Below are 18776 nucleotides of genomic sequence, written 5' to 3' on the forward strand. Positions count from 1 at the left end.
AGATGTCACTAACGATAGTTTCAATCGTGGGAGGATGAGAGTACGATCATAATACTACTTCCTGCACTACTCAGCATGCTGCGTCGATGGTGCAGGCACTCCAGAATCATCGAAACACTTTTCCGGCTTTTCGCTATTTTGCAGACCGATGTCTTTTCAATCCAGGAACTTCATTGAAGCGGTTAAAAAAAAGGTCATTGTTTAAACCGTAGCTTCCGAAACGGACCATCTAATATTATTGCTGTGAAGATATATCTGATCCTGATCTGTGCAATTCTTTTTCCTGCCGGTATGTATGCGTCTGTTAATGATTCCCTGCTCAACAAACTGGATCTTGCCATCGCCAGTAAGCAATATTATTACGCGTTAAAAGCAAATAAGATCACGGCGCTTAAGAACAAGTTGACCGGGACCTTTTCAAGAGAAGAGGAATATACCATCAATCAGCAGCTCTTCGAAGAATACCGCAAATTCCGGATCGATTCCGCGTTGTATTATGTGACCCGCAACATTGAACTGGCTGAATTATTAAAGCAGCCTGATCTTCAGCAGCGTGCCACCCTTCAGCAGGCGCATTTGTATTCCTCCACCGGCAGGTATCTCGAAGCCGGAAAGATCCTCGACAGGATCCGGCCGGCTGAGCTACCGCGCGGGCTGAAAGAACTTTACTTTGAATACTATTACCGCCTACTGGAACATTATACCACCAATAATGTCAATGAAGCGTATAAGAGGCAAATAGAAGTGTACCGTGATTCCCTGCTGAACATCCTTGACCCCGCAACGGATACCTACAAGATCAACCTCGCGCAGCATTATCTTTATCATAACCAGGTTGGAAAAGCGGATACACTATTGCAGGAACTGCTTGGAAAGATCAGTTCTTCCAAAGATGATTATGCAATGGTCACCTACCTGATCGGTGAGATCTTTACGAATAAAAAGATGTATGACAAAGCAGAGGAGTTTTATACACGGGCGGCGATAGCAGATATTGAAAATGCGATCAATGACCACGGGGCGATACAGAATCTCTCGATCAATTTTTATTACAGCGGAAATATTGACCGTGCATACCGGTATGCAAAATCAGCACTGGAGGACGCCATTTTCTGCAATGTGAAGTTCAGGACACTCATCATGTCTGAATTCTATTCGATCATCAATGCGGCGTACCAGGAGAAAGCGGAGAAGAACCGCCGCCAGCTGAAGAATTACCTGGTTCTGATCAGTATTCTCAGTCTTTTCCTGATCGGAGCGGTTGTTTACGTTTACCGCCAAATGAGGCGGATCTCACGGGTGAAGGAAACGCTGTTGCAGACCGGCCGGCAGCTGGAGCAACTCAACGGGCAGATCCTGCAGGCCAATGAGCAATTGCGGAGCTCGAATGATCAGCTCCAGGAATCCAACCAGGTGAAGCAAGAGTATATTGCACAATTCTTTGATATCTGTTCTTCCTATATCGATAAGCTGGAGAACTACCGGAAGATGCTTAATAAGCATGCAATAGCCAAACAGTTCGAAGAGCTTTCCCGGATATTGAAGTCGACGGATTTTACCAACACGGAAATACAGGGCCTGTACCGGCGGTTCGATCTCATTTTTATCCATCTGTATCCCGACTTTGTGGAGGCCTTTAACGGCCTGCTGTTGCCGGAAGAGCGGATCATGCTGAAGGAGGGTGAGACCCTTAACACGGAGCTCAGGATCTTTGCGCTGGAAAGGTTGGGTATCACGGATAGTGTCAGAATTGCAGCTTTCCTGCGCTGTTCGATCAGCACCGTTTATAACTACCGGACGAAAGCTAGGAACCGGAGTGCTGTTTCGAGGGAAGCGTTTGATGAGCAGATCTCGAAGATCGGAAGGAGCCTGGGCAGCTTTCAACGTTGAGTGGCGCAGGCCCAACCCAGCGACGAGCAGGGCGTTAAGTGCGCAAAAGATCAGCCATTAACAAAGGTGTCGCTGCGTGCTTTCGCGCTCTCCGCGTTGCTCTTACGGCATTCAATCTGTGGATTTCTTCTACATTTAATCATGACAATTCAGTGGTACTTGACTGGACATCAGTTGTTTAATAGTTTACGCCTTCTACATTTCTCTTCCATTGGCTGAATTTTCCATTTCATCCCTATAATTTTATAGGATACCAGCGATGCCTGCTCTTCCGCAGGTGGTAACGCTCAAATTTGCCATCAATATGAAAAAGAATCTCAGGGTATTATTACAATCCTCTCTAAGACATCCGGCTTCCAACTCAACCATGCAAAACCTACGGGGCTACGGAAGAACACACCGGGCAGATCAACCTTTCAGGTTTAAATGACATTCTTGCAGTTATCGAGTTATCATTTAGCAAAGCGATACGTGGTCGCGGCGAGAATGATGCTGATCCATCAATCAACCGCTGATCAGTTGAAGTTTCATTAAAATAAAAACATGTAAGCGATATGAAAAGAAGATCTTTTATCGGCGCGCTGTCCATCGGTGCAGTCGGGTTGGCATCGGGGCAGATCTGGAAAGACACAGGACGCCAGAAGAAAATGGCCCTGCAACTGTATTCCGTCCGGCAGGCTGTAGCGAAGGACCTTGAAGCAACACTGGAAAAACTGGCAGGCATCGGATACGACCAACTGGAGATCTATGGCTATGATGGAAAATTCTTCGGCCATACACCTTCGGCTTTTAAAGAAATACTGAAGCGGACAGGCATGACGGTGATCAGTTCGCACCATGTGACGGGTTTGTCCGGGAAGGTGAACGGATCACTGACCAATGGATGGGAACAGGCAGTAGAAGACCTGCATAGTATCGGTTCAAAATATATGGTCTGCTCTTACCTGTTCCCGCAGGAAAGAACAGCTGAAATATATAAAAGCCTGCCCGGGTTGTTGAACAGATCAGGCGAGCAGGCAAAAAAAAGCGGGATCCAGTTCGGTTATCATAATCACGATTTTGAATTTGAAAAATTCCAGGATACACTCGTGTATGATCATTTGCTGAATAATACAAACCCGGAGCTGGTCATTATGGAACTTGACCTGTACTGGATCTCCCGCGCAGGACAGGATCCGCTGAAGTACTTTGAAAAATATCCCAAACGATTCCCGTTGTGGCATGTGAAAGATATGGAAGCAGGCTCGAAAGATATTACCGAGGTGGGCAATGGAACGATCGACTTTGATAAAGTATTTGCGGCGGGGAAGCAGGCAGGACTGAAACACTGGTTCGTTGAACAGGATGTAAGCAAAGGTGATATGTTCGAAAGCCTTAAGAAAAGCTACGGATTTCTTAGCCGGAAAAAATACAGCTGATCCTGGAATGAGCTGGCTGATGCCGACAGGTTTAAACAATTTGTACAATAGAACCAAAGGGATCAGCATTTTCTGGTGAACATGCAGGGAAAGATTAGTATTTTAAACGGGTATGAAAGAAATAATCCTGATGATTTGCTGCGCCGCCTTGCTGCTGGCATGTGGTAATAAAATAACTTCGAAGAGAATGCCCGCAAGCCAGAGAGTCATAACAGAAAATAAAGCGCAAGGCAACATCACTGATCATCCGGACTATAACACGGGTATCCAATTGGTCAGGCAAAGCGACTGTTTCACCTGCCACAAGATCAGTGAAGCTTTCGTTGCGCCCTCATTCACGGAGGTTGCCAATAAATACAGATCGTATTCCGATTCTATTGTCCGGCATCTGGCAGGCCGCGTGATCACCGGAGGCAGTGGTGTATGGGGCATCTTGCCGATGACACCACATGCTGATCTGTCCAAAGATGATGCGGCGGCGATGATCAGGTATATCCTGTTGCTGAAACAGTAGTCAATTTTTAAAGATCCACAAATAACAATACTTAAAAAAACTGGTATGGCAGACAACGTATATGATGCGATCGTGATCGGTTCAGGGATAAGCGGCGGATGGGCCGCAAAGGAGCTGACAGAAAAAGGTTTAAAAACATTGATGCTTGAACGCGGGCGCAATATTGAGCATGTAAAAGACTACGTCAATGCGGGTAAAGAAAGCTGGGAGTTCCCGCACAGGGGCGGACGCACGCAGCAGATGATCGAAGATTATCCGGTACTCAAACGTGACTACCCGTTGAATGAAGTGGTCCTCGATTATTGGGTAAACGAAAAAGAATGTCCTTATACGGAAACAAAACGTTTCGATTGGTACCGCGGTTACCATGTAGGCGGAAGAAGCCTGATGTGGGGAAGGCAAAGCTATCGCCTGAATGAGAACGATTTTGAGGCGAACCTGAAAGACGGTATTGCTGTAGACTGGCCGATCAGGTATAAAGACCTCGCATCCTGGTACAGCCATGTTGAAAAATTCATTGGCGTGCAGGGAAGCCGTGAGAACCTGGCTGTTTTGCCTGATGGTGAGTTTATGAAAGCGATGGAACTTAACTGTGTGGAAAAGGAGGTCAAGAAAAGGATAGAGGCGCATTATAACGACGCAAGGAAGATGATCATTGGACGCAGTGCGAATATCACTGAGCCATTAGCTTCGCGTACCAATTGTCAATACCGCAACCGATGCTGGCGTGGTTGCCCCTTTGGCGCTTATTTCAGCACGCAAAGCAGTACGCTGCCTGCGGCGATGAAGACAGGTAACCTGACGCTTCGTCCGTTTTCCATTGTGACCCGGGTATTGTATGACAAAGACAGCAAACGTGCAACGGGCGTAGAGATCATCGATGCGGAAACCAACAAAACCTATGAATACAAAGCAAAGATCGTTTTTGTCTGTGCATCTGCGCTGAACTCTGCCTGGGTGCTGATGAATTCAGCTACAGACATCTGGCCTGAAGGACTTGGAAGCAGCAGCGGCGAACTTGGACATAATGTGATGGACCATCATCTGAAAGTAGGAGCTGGCGGCACCATCGAAGGCTTCAGCGATAAATATGAATATGGCCGCAGGCCAACGGGGATCTATATCCCGCGCTACCGGAACTGGGGAAGCGACAAACGTGATTATATCCGCGGATTCGGTTACCAGGGAGGTGCCAATCGCGGAAGAGGTCTCGATATTGCCGAGGCAACCGTTGGTTCCAAACTTAAAGAAGCGCTGAGCGTACCCGCGGAAAACTGGGGAATGGGCATGATGGGCTTTGGTGAAGTGTTGCCATATCATGATAATAAGATCACGCTTAATAAAAATGTAAAGGACAAGTGGGGATTACCTGTGCTGGATATGGATGTTGAACTGAAGGAAAATGAATTCCGGATGAGAAAGGATATGAAGAACGATGCCGTGGAAATGCTGGAAGCCGCCGGTGTAAAAAATATTTATACGTATGATGATACTTCTGCTCCCGGCATGGGCATTCATGAAATGGGCACAGCAAGGATGGGGCACGATCCACGTACCTCCGTACTGAATAAACATAACCAGGTGTGGGATGCGCCCAATGTATTTGTTACGGATGGAGCATGCATGACATCAGGGTCCTGCGTGAATCCATCACTTACCTATATGGCAATGACCGCAAGAGCTGCTGACTTTGCCGTAAGCGAACTCAAAAAAGGAAATCTTTAAACCAGTTGATCAATAACTATTATTATGCATCGCAGAGAATTAATAAAGATGATCGGATTGCTGACAGGTGCAGCAGTCATCGGTACTGACTTTTTGCTGACAGGTTGCAAGACCAGTACTTCAAGTGTTCAGATCACTCCGCAAATGGTTGCGCTGCTGGATGAGGTTGGCGAAACCATCATCCCCGCAACATCGACGCCGGGTGCACGCGCGGCGAAGATCGGTGAGTTCATGAAGATCATGGTCAATGATTGTTATTCACCGTCTCAGCAAAAAGCATTTACTGAAGGCGTTTCTAAACTGGACGATGAATGTAAAACGCATACGGGCAAACCCTTCCTGGAAGCCTCTGTAGCGGAGCGCGAGAAGTTTTTGATACACCTTGAAGAAGAAGCGAAAAAGAAGAATGCCGAGAACCGCGAACTCGATAATCAGAAAAGGAAAGATCATGACCAGACGAACTCGAAACGATCACTGGCTGAGCAGAAGGAATTTGAAGCAACCCCCGAACACTATTACACGATGGTGAAACAGTTGACACTGCTGGGCTTTTTTACGTCAAAAACAGGCATGACCGAAACACTGAGGCATATTCCTGTACCCGGAAGATATGATGGAGAAATGGCCTATAATGCGGGTGATAGGGCATGGGCTGAATAAAATACACCACAGCCGTTATCGAAATAGTGGCGTCTCCTGACAGGGCACAAATAAGGGAGGGGGCAGTGGTAACCCGGGGTGGGCGAGGGGTTTGCATGGAAGATGTTCTTTTTTTTAGATTGATTTAAAGAATGCCGGGCCTTGCTATTGATCTGTTTATGAATTGAGCATGGTCATGGATCAGGGTTTCGCTCACTCCGCCTTATGCTACCCAAAGCTTTTTTGTAAATTGACAATTTGATAAAACGATGGGTTTTGCCAGTTTCACTGCAACGCTGTACCTTTTCATCCAATTTTGCAAAATCAGGTATGAACACGGCGGGTTATTCAGATCAGGAACTTTTGACATTGCTACAGCGGGGTGACGAACAAAGCTTCACTGCTATTTACAGGCAGCTTTGGCCCTCGCTGATCGATGCTGCCTATAAACGCCTGCCCGATCAAAGCACCTGCGAAGACATTGTCCAAAACGTTTTCGCCGACCTCTGGAACCGGAAAGACAAACTTACGATCACTAATCTTCCCGCTTATCTTCATACGGCGGTCCGCTTCCAGGTCTATACCCAGCTTCGGCGCTCATCCGCTAACGCTCCGTTTTTTACTACGCTGGAAGAGATCCTCGAATCCTCTTTTGCGGCAGATGAGAAGATCATTTCGGGAGAGATCCGCAGCCTGATCACCTTATGGCTGGAAGCTTTGCCAAAGAAAAGAAGACAGATCTTCCTCCTTCGCCATCTCGACGGCCTGACCACCCAGGAAATTGCTGATCGTATGGACATTTCTCAGAAAACTGTGCAGAACCAGCTGAATACAGCGGCCATCGATATCCGCGCACGACTTTCCCAGCTGGGTATATTCGTGGTGATCCTGCTCTACCGGTGAGAGGTATGAGAGTTTAAGAGTTTAAACTTTTTTTCTGTTCTTTTTGGGAGTTTTAACCAGCCAGTATACAAACCCGTATGCGGCATCGACAAATTCTTTTCTGGTTATTCTTTATCAGCATTGGCGCTTCTGCACAATCCGATTCAGCAGTGCTGGTAAATGCGCGCTGGAAGAACAGCAGGCTGCAGCGCGGTGTACACTGGAAAAAGGTACAGTTGACAGACAGCAACTACTTTCATTCCAACCAGTTGATACAGTTGATAGAATTAAGGCCGTCCGCCAAACGTATCCGCCTGCGCCTTGTACATTCTGATTCGCTGGAACCTACCTCTCAGATAGCGCTGCGCAGCAATGCACTCGCAGCGGTCAATGGTTCTTTTTTCAAAATGCGCGGCCCGGATCCCGATCATCCGAAAACAGCTGATAATGTTATAAAACTTGAACGATCCAGGCTGGATGTAAACCGGTCCGTGGTTTATTTCCGCGAGCAGCATTCGGTGATCGCAGAGAATCTTCCTTCTAAAGACAATCAACGTAAAAGACACCAGGCTGGAGCGATCGTCGTCAACCGGAAACAAGTTTCAATCCTCAAAGGAGATCCGCTTGATCTGAACTGGGAGCATTCGCTTACCGGTGAAGATGTTCTGGCAACCGGGCCGCTTATGATATTAAATGGAGAAGATCAACCCATTCCGGATGACGCATTTTGCAATGACCGCCATCCACGGACAGCACTGGGGAAAAAGAAAGACGGGACACTGGTTTTGCTGGTGGTTGATGGGCGGGCTCCACTATCAGCCGGGCTGAGCATACGGCAACTACAGCATACGCTGAAATGGCTGGGTTGTACCGATGCGATCAATCTTGATGGTGGAGGTTCTACAACAATGTATATAAAAGATCAGCCTGATCATGGCGTGGTCAATTATCCAAGTGATAATAGTAAATGGGATCATCAGGGAGAACGCGGAGTAGCGAACGCACTACTGTTGATTAAACAATAACTGCAAAACACATCCTTGCGATTATGATAAAAATGAACCGCGTGATCACACTGATCGCCGCGATAAGCCTCGCTGCGTGCTCTCCAAAGAAAGAAGCTCCAAAATTAAGCCTGACACTCATCCCTCCGGCAACGATCACCGATAAAGTGAACCTCGATATCCGGGCGGCTGTCACAAACCTGGACAGCAGCGATCTCCATATAGACCTGTTGCTTTACCTCGATGAAGAAAAAGAGACGAACCTGCTGCATAAAGAATCGATGCAGATCGCAAAAGGGAATGCCGGCAGTCTGAAATTTGTCATGGCGGCAAAGGGCCATACGGGCGATCATAAGATTCTGTTGAAGATAAAAGGAGAGGGGTTTGAGCAGATCGAAACAAAATCGATCAGCATCATTCCATCTTCCAGCCGCTCAACAAAAACGATCGGCGGTGCATGGATCAGTTTTTATCACTGGAGCGAAACCGAAGGCAAAATGTGGAACCCCGCGATCAAAAACCTGACAGACGATCAATGGAAAGACATGATGTCAGGAATGCATGATGCCGGAATGGATATCGTAGTAATACAGGAATCTTTCCGCAACCAGGATTATGTTGGTCAGCATAATATGGAAGACACCGGATACAAAGGCAAGGCTTTCTATCCGTCCGCACTGTACACTGAGCGAATGCCCCTTGCAGCAAAAGATCCGGTGGAAGCAGTGCTTGCGGCATCCGACAGCCTCGGAATGCATGTTTTTGTGGGCGTTGGCATGTACGCGTGGTTTGATTATACCGCCGGGTCACTCGAGTGGCATAAGAAAGTAGCAAAAGAGCTCTGGGAAAAATATGGTCATCACGAATCCTTCTACGGTTTTTATGTATCCGAAGAAGGAATGGGAAGCCTCGATTGTTTTGAAAAAGACAGTTCGAAACATGATCTCCGCAGAAAAGAAGTATTGGATTTTTTTAAAGAATTCAATGCCTGGTGTAAAAAAATGGCGCCGGATAAACCCGTGATGTTCGCTCCAAACGGCTGGGGTGTTGGCCGTGCAAAAGGGGCTTATGCGGAATTATTAAAGAATGTAGACATCATCAGCCCATTCGCATTTGCACGGATGCCTGAAGGGGATCTATCTGGCGAAGAAGCGATCAGTTTGCTGCAAAAGTATTGCGACGATGCGCAGGCGCATCTCTGGCTGGATCTTGAAGCATTTCTTTTCAATGAAAAAGAAGGATACCTCTATCCCCGCCCCATGACGGAGATCAAAAGCGATCTGGACAGGTTCACCAATTTTGAAAAGATCATTTGCTACCAGTATCCAGGTGTATTCAACAGTCCGAAGGCTGCGGTGCGGGTAGGAGAACCATCAACCGTTCAGCTGTACCAGGATTATCTCCAATATCTTAAAAGCCTTTCAAAATAACCGAATGATCCATTCTTCAACAAGCATAATGAAGCCGCAGGACTATGCCGCTTTGTATAAGAATAACCTTCTGAACAGTGTTATTCCATTCTGGATGGAGCATTCGCGGGACGATGCCTCCGGCGGATATTTTACCTGTCTTGATACAACAGGTAATGTGTATGATACGGATAAATTCATGTGGCTGCAATGCCGTCAAATCTGGTGCTTCGCCATGCTATACAACAGGGTCGGGAAAAAACAGGAATGGTTGGACTTTGCCCTGCACGGAGCAAATTTTGTACTGGAACATGGCCGTGATGCCGGCGGCAATTTTTATTTCTCACTGGACCGCGCGGGCAACCCGCTTGTTCAACCCTACAACATCTTTTCAGATTGCTTCGCGACAATGGCTTTTGGACAATTGTATCTGGCCACAAAGAATGAATTATATGCCGATGTGGCGAGAAATACTTTTTATAATATTCTCGATCGAGCGGAGAATACAAAGGGTATTTATAATAAATCATATCCCGGCACTCGACCGCTGTTGAGTTTTTCATTGCCGATGATCCTTTGCAACCTGGTAACGGAGATAGAAACGCTATTGCCTGCGGACCTTTATCAGCAAACCATCGCACATGGGATCGATACGGTGATGAACAGGTTCTATCAACCGGATCTTGGGCTGATTGTCGAACACATTCAACCTGATGGCACACGGTCTAATTCTTTCGAAGGTCGTTTGATCAATCCCGGCCACGGCATTGAAGCCATGTGGTTCATTATGGATCTTGCAGAGAAGCAACAGGACAAAACGCTGATACAAAAAGCAGTTGACATTACCATTGCCACACTGGAATATGCATGGGATGAAAAACATGAAGGCATCTTTTATTTTCTTGATCAGAAAGGATCTCCGCCTCAACAACTCGAATGGGATCAAAAGCTCTGGTGGGTGCATATTGAATCGATGATCAGTCTTGCAAAAGGTTATGCGCATACCAATGATCAGCGCTGCTGGCAATGGTTTGAGAAGCTGCATGCCTATACCTGGAAACACTTTGTAGATGAAGAGAACGGCGAATGGTTTGGTTACCTCAACCGTAAGGGCGAAATACTACTCCCCTTGAAAGGCGGCAAATGGAAAGGTTGCTTTCATGTGCCGCGCGGTCTTTATCAGCTGTGGCAAACGATGGAGAAGATCAATGCAAAATAAAACTAAGCTATGCCCATACTACCATCCGGACAGGTATTGACAGAGGATCAAGGCGTTGAAGCAACAGGGTATCGCCCTGCCTTGTTCTCGCTGGCGTTGTTGTATTTCATGATGGGATTTATCACCTGTCTGAATGATACGCTGGTACCGTTTTTTAAGAATGGATTTCAACTGAGTTATACACAGTCTTCACTGGTGCAGTTCTATTTTTTTCTGACCTATGGTGTGATGTCTGTGCCTGCCGGTAGATGGGTGACGAAGACGGGCTACCAGAAAGGGATGGTCTATGGATTCCTCATCTCGGCATTCGGGGCTTTGCTTTTTCTTCCCGCATCGATCTTTCACTGGTATCCGTTATTCCTGGCGGCTTTGTTCGTGATAGCCACGGGTATTGTCCTGTTACAGGTGGCGGCTAATCCATACATAACACTGTTGGGTCCGGCGAAGACGGCTTCGTCGCGGCTCACGCTTATCCAGGGTGTCGGATCTGCCGGTACAACTGTTGCGCCTCTTTTCGGATCGGCGTTTATTCTTTCGTCCTTAAAACAGTCAACTGATTCCAGTGAAGGTGTCAGGATCCCTTACCTTGGCATTTGTGCCGCATTACTGCTGATCGCAGTCTTCGTCGCAAAATTGAAATTGCCAGGGTCCGCTACTCCACTAATATCGGTCGGTTCAGCGTCGAAAGCAAGTTCCGTGTTTCGTTTCCGCCACCTGAACTTCGGTATCATTGGCATCTTCATGTATGTGGGTGCGGAAGTTTCTGTTGGGACATTTCTGACGAGTTATATCCAGGAAAGGATCGGGGTGGAAGAAGCCGTTGCCAACAGCTATGTTGCTTTTTATTGGGGATGTATGCTGGTGGGCAGGCTTGCCGGCGCCTGGATACTTCGGAAGGTCAGGCCAAATCTTGTGCTGGCAGCTCTTTCCCTGGCTGCCATCGTTTTGATCTTCCTGTCTATTGTATCCACCGGACAGGTTTCTATCTGGATGATGATCGCTGTCGGCCTCTGTAATTCCGTGATGTTCGCGATCATCTTTTCGCTGGCGGTGAATGGGCTTGGGGCGCATACCACGCAGGCATCCGGCCTGCTGTCGACCGCGATCGCCGGTGGGGCGGTCATTTCCTTTCTTCAGGGTCTTATCCGCGACCACAGCTCCTGGGAGATCGCATTTCTCCTGCCCCTGATCTGTTACGTTTATCTGCTTTTTTATGGGTTGAAGGGTTATCGTTCCGCCTCTTCCGCGAATTCCTGAAAAAAGCACAAAAGCTTTTGGGAGATTCCGCGGTTTCCGGTACAATACTATGGAAGCATTTATCATGGATACAAAAGCAGAACTCAACCGGATCATTCAGCATTTTCTAGATGGAACCGCTACGCCAGAGGAGATACGTTTCCTGGAAGCGTATTATGATCATTTCGAAGGTCGGGAAGGCTTAATGCAAAAACTGTCTGCCAGTGAGAAGGACATGCTGGAGGAGAAAATGGAAGCTGCCATTTTCGCGGGCACCCGCAAATCCAGACCTGTCCGGCGAATATCCTATCTCAGGATCGCCGCTGCAGCTGTATTGGTGGGTGTATGTATCACTATCGGCCTGTATTTCGCAAAGCAGAAAGGGACATCTGCCATTGAGCCCGCTCCGCAATCCATTGCTGCCAATGATATTAAACCCGGAGGAGATAAGGCCGTACTGATCCTGGCGGACGGCAAAAAGATGATACTGGATGATACCCAACCAGGCGAGATCAGTCAGCAGGGAAAAGCCATTATCCGCAAGACCTCAACCGGCCAGATCATTTATGACCTCTCTGCGATCACAGCACCCGGATCCGGGCCTGTTTCATACAATACCATTCAAACTCCTGTAGGCGGCCAGTACCAGGTGGTACTGGCAGATGGAACAAAAGTTTGGTTGAACTCAAAATCATCCCTTCACTTTCCAGCGGTATTCCAGGGGAGTGAACGGGTTGTTACTCTGGAAGGCGAAGGATATTTCGAAGTGGCCAAAAACGCGGCAAAGCCTTTTGCGGTGAAGGTGAACGATGCAGAGGTGAAAGTGCTGGGAACGCATTTCAATATTATGGCCTATCCTGATGAATCAGGGATGAAGACCACCTTGTTGGAAGGAGCAGTAACGATCTCTAAAGGAATGGTGACAAAACCTCTTCAACCCGGTCAGCAGGCATTTATCAACGGGTCAGACAAAATAGAAGTAGGGAAGGCCGACGTTGAAGCGGCAACCGCCTGGAAGAACGGTTATTTCAAATTCGATAACGCCGACCTGCGGACGGTCATGCGGCAGTTATCACGCTGGTATGATATGGAGGTATCCTATGAGGGATCTGTTCCAAAAGATAAATTATCAGGAAAGATCAGGCGGAACATCAATGCCTCGAAAGCGCTTTCGCTGATAGAGGGAACCGGGGTGCGGTTCAGAATAGAAGGCAAGAAAGTGATCGTCTTTTAACGGAGAACAACAGCGGGCAACAACATTCAAATAAAGCAACAATAAACGGCTCATCACAAAAAACGGAAAGTGCAGCGAACACTTCCCGTTAGCATGAGTGATTCGGCTGTCCCATGTAATAAGGTACAATTAACCACCACTCAATTATCAAAACTATGCATTTCAGACGGCATGCTAAAATTCCTTATACCGGAATTTTATCACGTAAACTATTTATGGTTATGAAACTGACAACTGCTTTTTTACTCGTTTGCATTCTGCAGGCCGGTGCCAAAGGCTTCGCTCAGCAGTTAACCCTGAAGGTGAGCAATGCTCCTATCGAAAGAGTGTTCTCGCTGATCGAACAACAAAGCGGCTATTTTTTTCTTTACAAATCCAATGAGTTACAGGAAGCGACGCCGGTAACGCTGAATGCATCGAATGTATCACTGGAGGAAGCGCTTCGGCTGACACTCAGTAACCAACCATTCGATTTCTCATTGGATGAGGCCAATAAAATGATCGTCCTGAAGAAGAAAAAAAAGGTTCCGGAGATAAAGCCCGTACTTCCGCCCGTCAAGGGAAGGGTGACAGATGAGAAAGGCCGCCCCCTGGCAGGTGCTACCGTACAGGTAAAGGGAACCACCGAAGCGGCGGTGACAGATGGTAATGGCGAATTCGAGTTCAAAGACCTTGCGCTGAAAACAACTTTAACGATCTCCTATGTCGGTTACCTCACGCAGGAAGTGATCACGGGCATGAACGAGCGCATCGTTATTAAACTTGCCGAAAGCCAGGTATCGCTCAACTCGATCGTGGTGGTCGGTTATGGTACACAAAAAAAGGGCGATGTTACCGGTGCGGTAGACCAGGTTGGTAAAGAATATTTTGAAGACAGGCCGATGCCGAATGTAAGCCGTGGCCTGCAGGGGGTCCTGCCAAATCTTAACATAAAGATCTCTGATGGCAAACCGATCCGCGGAACAAACTACAATATCCGTGGCGGTACATCCATTGGTGCAGGTACGGTTCCCAATGCATTGGTGCTGATCGATGGAGTGCCTGGTGACCCTGACAACCTGAATCCTGATGACATCGAGAATGTAACGGTCCTGAAAGACGCAGCATCTGCCGCAATCTATGGCGCCCGCGCCGCATTCGGGGTTCTGCTCATCACTACCAAAACGCCTCGTACCGGTCGAACGCAGATCAACTACAGCGCAAACTTCTCCAACAATCGCCGTACAACAACGCCTGACCTGGTGACCGATGGTTACACCTGGGCCAAATACTACCAGGAAGCAATGCTGGGCTGGGGAGATTATGGAACACCTCCCGTGAACATAGATGGTAAACTGCTGTTCTCCGCTGCTTATCTCGAAGAACTGAAAAAACGTTCCGAAGACCCCTCATTGCCAAACTGGGGTCTCGACCCATCCGGTAACTATGCTTATTATGCAAGTACCGACTGGATGAAAGAACTGTATAAGAACAGTAACAATTCAATGGAACATAATCTCAGTGTATCCAGCGCGACCGACAGAATGAAACTATCCCTCTCAGGACGTTTTTACACGCAGGATGGGATCTTCCGCTACAACCCTGATAAATTCAATCGTTATAATTTCCGTGGTAAAAGTGAAGTAAAGATCAGCGATAAGTTTTCGGTAAATGCCAATATTGAATTCTCCAATGTAGATTATAAATATCCGCTTACCTCGCAAGGTGGCGTAAACTCGCTCTGGCGTATTCTCGCTGCATCGGGCTATCCGCTGGCTCCATTGCTGAACCCGGATGGCACACTCACGAATGTGGCATCCTTCTCTATCGGGGACCTTTACCAGCAGAAAAGCTTTTCACAGCTAACAGATCTTACCAGCAGGAATATGATCGGCTTCACAGCGCTGCCGTTCAAGCATGTTTCAGTAAAAGGAAATTTCACTTATATCAATACCAATACTACAGAGCAGCGCCGTTACTTTCCTGTTACTTATAGCCAGAAACCAGGTACAACGATCAACAGCGGTTTGAACTACCTGGAAGATTATGATGAAAAAGAAAAGAATTTTATCACCAATCTGTTTGCAGATTACAAGAATCAGTTCGGCGATCACAAGATTACTGTATTAGCAGGCGGCAACCTCGAGTCATATTCTTACCGGCAGCGCCGCGTTCGCCGGGACGGTCTGATCGTGGAAAATATTGTTGACTGGAACCTTGCCACCGGCACAAACTATGTACTTACCGGTGGAGGTAACGAATGGTCGACTGCCGGCCTCTTTTCCCGCATCAACTATAGCTTCAAGGATAAATACCTGCTGGAAGTGAACGGCCGCTACGATGGCTCATCCCGTTTTCCTGAAAACAGAGCATGGGGCTTCTTTCCCTCTGTAGAAGGCGGCTGGATCGTGTCGAAAGAGAAGTTTATGAGCAGTACCGAGAACTGGTTAAGCCTTTTTAAGATCCGTGGTTCCTATGGAGCTTTAGGTAATGGGAATATTCCTCCTTATTCATTTGTTCCCGCGATCGGCGTACTCACTTCCACTGTACTGCAGAATGGTGTGTTCCCCAGTTATATCCAGCGGCCGAATGTAAACCCAAGGGATATCACCTGGGAACGGGTAAATATGATGAACCTGGGCCTGGATCTTGGCTTTCTTCAACAAAGGCTTACGTTTTCCGCCGACGTGTACGAGCGTAACACGCTTGGCATGATCACTGTTGGAGCACCACTACCTGCCGTATTTGGTGCAGCCACTCCAAATGGGAACAATGCAGATCTGCGAACACGGGGCTTCGAGGTTTCACTGAACTGGCAGGATCGTATCGGCAACAGTAAAAAGCCGGTCACCTATGGCTTACGCGTAACACTGTCTGACTACAGATCAACCATCACCAAATTCTATAACCCTAATAAACTACTCACCACTTATTATGAGGGTTATGAATTAGGTCAGATCATCGGCTTCCAGACGCTTGGGTTCTTCACGGATGCAGATGATATCGCGAACAGTCCGAACCAGAAAAACTATTTCCAGGTGTCCAATGGAAATAATATCCTGCCCGGTGATCTGAAGTTTGCAGACCTGAATGGAGACAACTTTGTCAATATCGGTAAGAACACGCTGGCGGATCCCGGCGATAGAAAGATCATCGGTAACAGTACACCCCGTTATCAATATGGCGTAACAGGAAATATTTCCTGGAACAATTTTGCTTTCTCATTTTTTGTACAGGGAGTGGGTAAGCGAGACTGGATGCCTTCACCCGAGGCGGCATACTTCTGGGGGCAATACAACCGTCCTTACAGCGCATTGCCAACATTCAATCTTGATCACTGGACACCTGAAAAGCCCGATCAGGACGCTTACTTCCCAAGATACCGTGGATTTGTAGCGCTATCAGGAACGCGGGAACTGGCCCTACCACAAACACGCTACCTGCAGAACGCGGCGTATGTACGGTTGAAGAATATCAGCATTTCATACAGCCTGCCGCAATCGGTGATCGAAAAGATCAAAGCAAAATCGATACGTTTCTATGTCACTGGTCAGAACCTGTGGACGTATTCCCCAATGTTCAAGATCACGCGCAACTTTGATCCTGAAGTGATAGAGGGTTCGGATCCTGAGATCAATGGAGCAGGAGGTGACGGATTCTCTTACCCGATGCTGAAAACTTTCAGCTTTGGAGTCAACATTGGTTTTTAATTTATAAAGACAGATTTATGTTCAGCAAAAAAGTATTCACGCTCATTATAGCTGCATCAGCATTCGCTTCGCTTTCATCCTGCAAAAAATACCTGGAGAAAGATCCGATCGATAAACTGACACCCGATCAGGCCTTCTCCACAGAAGCAAACCTGAAACTATACATCAATGGTTTTTACCTGATGTTGCCCAATGCCAATAATATTTATCAGAGCGAACTGACATCGGACCTGACAGTTCGGAAAGAAGTACCCCCATATCTGCTCACCGGTTTCTCTGCGCAAAGTGCGCTTGCTTTTCACGCATCGGCTGCGGCATGGAACTGGACGAATCTGCGCAACATCAATTACTTCATCGAGAATAATAAGAATGAATCGATCCCCCTGGCTACAAGGGATCATTATACAGGCATCGCGCGTTTTTTCCGGGCATATTATTATTTCAATATGATCAAGATCTATGGAGATGTGCCATGGTATGGCAAAACGATGGATCCTTCTGATCCTGATCTGTACAAACCGCGTGATCCGAGATCACTGGTCATGGATTCCGTACTGGCTGATCTTGATTTTGCAGTGAAGAACATCTTCGATACAAAAGATGCAGGGTGCACGCAGGTCACCAGACCTGTTGCTTATGCATTCAAATCACGTGTATGCCTGTTTGAAGGAAGCTTCCGGAAATATCATGGCGTTCTTGCGGGTACAGAAACAAAATGGTTCACCGAATCAGCAGCAGCTGCCGACTCGCTGATCAAAAGCGGAAAGTACAGCCTGCAGAAAACCTCCAATAGTGATCTTGACTACCGGTCGCTGTTCATTAATGAAACGCCGACCGCTTCAGAAACATTATTAGCTGCAGTTTCCAACAATACACTGCGCAAGTGGCATGGTTCAAATAACTGGTATAACAGTTTGACTGCAGGTGACCGGCTAAGTCTTAATAAGCGTTTTGTAAACACTTACCTGAACCTTGATGGCACGCGTTTCACGGATGACCCTAATTATGCAACAATTGAATTTCAGAATGAAGTCAGGAACCGCGATAAACGTCTTAAACAAACAATCCGTACACCACAGTACAAACGGTCAGATGGTTCGCAGGCCGGTCCTGATTTTATTGTCACCACAACCGGCTACCAGCTCCTGAAATTCTCAACAGACGATAAAGCGCTTGATGCGATCGCACAAAATTTCAATTCGATCCCCATTATGCGTTACGCAGAAGTATTGCTCAACTATGCCGAAGCAAAAGCCGAGCTCGGCACATTTACATCGTCCGATTGGACGCTTACCATCGCAGCGCTTCGTATACGGGCAGGTATTACGAATACAGACATGCCAACCGTCGCCGATCCCTATCTTATTGCCAACTTCTATCCGAATATCGCTAGCCCGGTTCTGCTGGAGATCCGCCGGGAGCGCGCGACCGAATTGGTGGGCGAGTTCGGCTACCGCTATGAAGATCTTGTCCGCTGGAAGCTCGGTAGCAACATCCCCAAATCTTACGATGGTATATACGTTCCAGCCAAAGGCCAGATCCTGGATCTTTCCGACAATGGTGCACAAGGCGCGGGCGATGTCTGCTTCGTTGATGTATTGCCTGCAACACGCGTGCCCGGTGTCACTTATGTAGTTCTCACCAACAGTACATTCCGGCTGCAAAACGGGAACGGTGGCAATCTTCAATGGCTTTCCAATACGGCCAGAACCTGGGACGATAAGCGCTATTTCTATCCGCTTCCCCCCAACGAGATCATTGTTAATCCACAGTTGAAACAAAATGACGGCTGGCAATAGCAACTTAAATATTTCCAAGAGTAAAGAGGGTTTCATTCGTGTTACCCTCTTCTTTTTTTCGGCGAAAACAGATACGGAACGGGTGGATCGGACAAATTGAGCGGTAGGGGATGGGTTC

Annotated in this window: 13 protein-coding genes; all 13 read left to right on the forward strand. The window is 47.4% G+C overall.

Annotation, left to right across the window (positions count from 1 at the left end):
• Positions 1-243: 243 nt before the first annotated feature.
• Positions 244-1890 carry a SusR family glycan utilization regulator gene (susR, locus tag LZZ85_RS28650; RefSeq protein ID WP_237872245.1) on the forward strand — a complete coding sequence of 549 codons (1647 nt, stop codon included), beginning with the start codon at positions 244-246 and terminating at the stop codon, positions 1888-1890.
• Between the two features lie 554 nt (positions 1891-2444).
• Positions 2445-3308: a sugar phosphate isomerase/epimerase family protein gene (locus LZZ85_RS12725; RefSeq protein WP_237872247.1), complete on the forward strand. Its 864-nt coding sequence runs from the start codon at positions 2445-2447 to the stop codon at positions 3306-3308.
• 112 nt (positions 3309-3420) lie between these two features.
• The gene (locus tag LZZ85_RS12730) at positions 3421-3822 is read left to right on the forward strand and encodes a c-type cytochrome (protein WP_237872249.1); all 402 of its coding nucleotides are present in this window, start codon (positions 3421-3423) and stop codon (positions 3820-3822) included.
• Positions 3823-3867: 45 nt separating this feature from the next.
• Positions 3868-5547, forward strand: a complete 1680-nt coding sequence (locus LZZ85_RS12735) for a GMC oxidoreductase (RefSeq protein WP_237872251.1) — start codon at positions 3868-3870, stop codon at positions 5545-5547.
• Between the two features lie 24 nt (positions 5548-5571).
• On the forward strand, positions 5572-6207 hold the full coding sequence (locus LZZ85_RS12740) for a gluconate 2-dehydrogenase subunit 3 family protein (protein ID WP_237872252.1): 636 nt from the start codon (positions 5572-5574) through the stop codon (positions 6205-6207).
• A gap of 255 nt (positions 6208-6462) precedes the next feature.
• A complete protein-coding gene (locus tag LZZ85_RS12745) occupies positions 6463-7089 on the forward strand; it encodes an RNA polymerase sigma factor (protein WP_237872254.1) in 627 nt (208 codons plus the stop codon).
• A 77-nt stretch (positions 7090-7166) separates the two neighbouring features.
• Positions 7167-8093: a phosphodiester glycosidase family protein gene (locus tag LZZ85_RS12750; protein ID WP_237872256.1), complete on the forward strand. Its 927-nt coding sequence runs from the start codon at positions 7167-7169 to the stop codon at positions 8091-8093.
• Between the two features lie 23 nt (positions 8094-8116).
• A complete protein-coding gene (locus LZZ85_RS12755) occupies positions 8117-9502 on the forward strand; it encodes a DUF4434 domain-containing protein (RefSeq protein WP_237872258.1) in 1386 nt (461 codons plus the stop codon).
• A gap of 4 nt (positions 9503-9506) precedes the next feature.
• Positions 9507-10700, forward strand: coding sequence for a n-acyl-d-glucosamine 2-epimerase (locus LZZ85_RS12760; protein ID WP_237872260.1), 1194 nt, complete (start codon positions 9507-9509; stop codon positions 10698-10700).
• Positions 10701-10709: 9 nt separating this feature from the next.
• On the forward strand, positions 10710-11957 hold the full coding sequence (locus LZZ85_RS12765; RefSeq protein ID WP_237872262.1) for a sugar MFS transporter: 1248 nt from the start codon (positions 10710-10712) through the stop codon (positions 11955-11957).
• Positions 11958-12006: 49 nt separating this feature from the next.
• Positions 12007-13170 carry a FecR family protein gene (locus tag LZZ85_RS12770; RefSeq protein WP_237872265.1) on the forward strand — a complete coding sequence of 388 codons (1164 nt, stop codon included), beginning with the start codon at positions 12007-12009 and terminating at the stop codon, positions 13168-13170.
• A gap of 221 nt (positions 13171-13391) precedes the next feature.
• Positions 13392-16859 (forward strand): SusC/RagA family TonB-linked outer membrane protein, encoded by a 3468-nt coding sequence (locus LZZ85_RS12775; RefSeq protein WP_237872267.1) that lies wholly within the window; start codon positions 13392-13394, stop codon positions 16857-16859.
• Between the two features lie 17 nt (positions 16860-16876).
• On the forward strand, positions 16877-18658 hold the full coding sequence (locus tag LZZ85_RS12780) for a RagB/SusD family nutrient uptake outer membrane protein (protein WP_237872269.1): 1782 nt from the start codon (positions 16877-16879) through the stop codon (positions 18656-18658).
• Positions 18659-18776 lie beyond the last annotated feature (118 nt).

Origin of the sequence: Terrimonas ginsenosidimutans, assembly GCF_022012415.1 — a bacterium.
Lineage (GTDB): Bacteria > Bacteroidota > Bacteroidia > Chitinophagales > Chitinophagaceae > Terrimonas_A > Terrimonas_A ginsenosidimutans.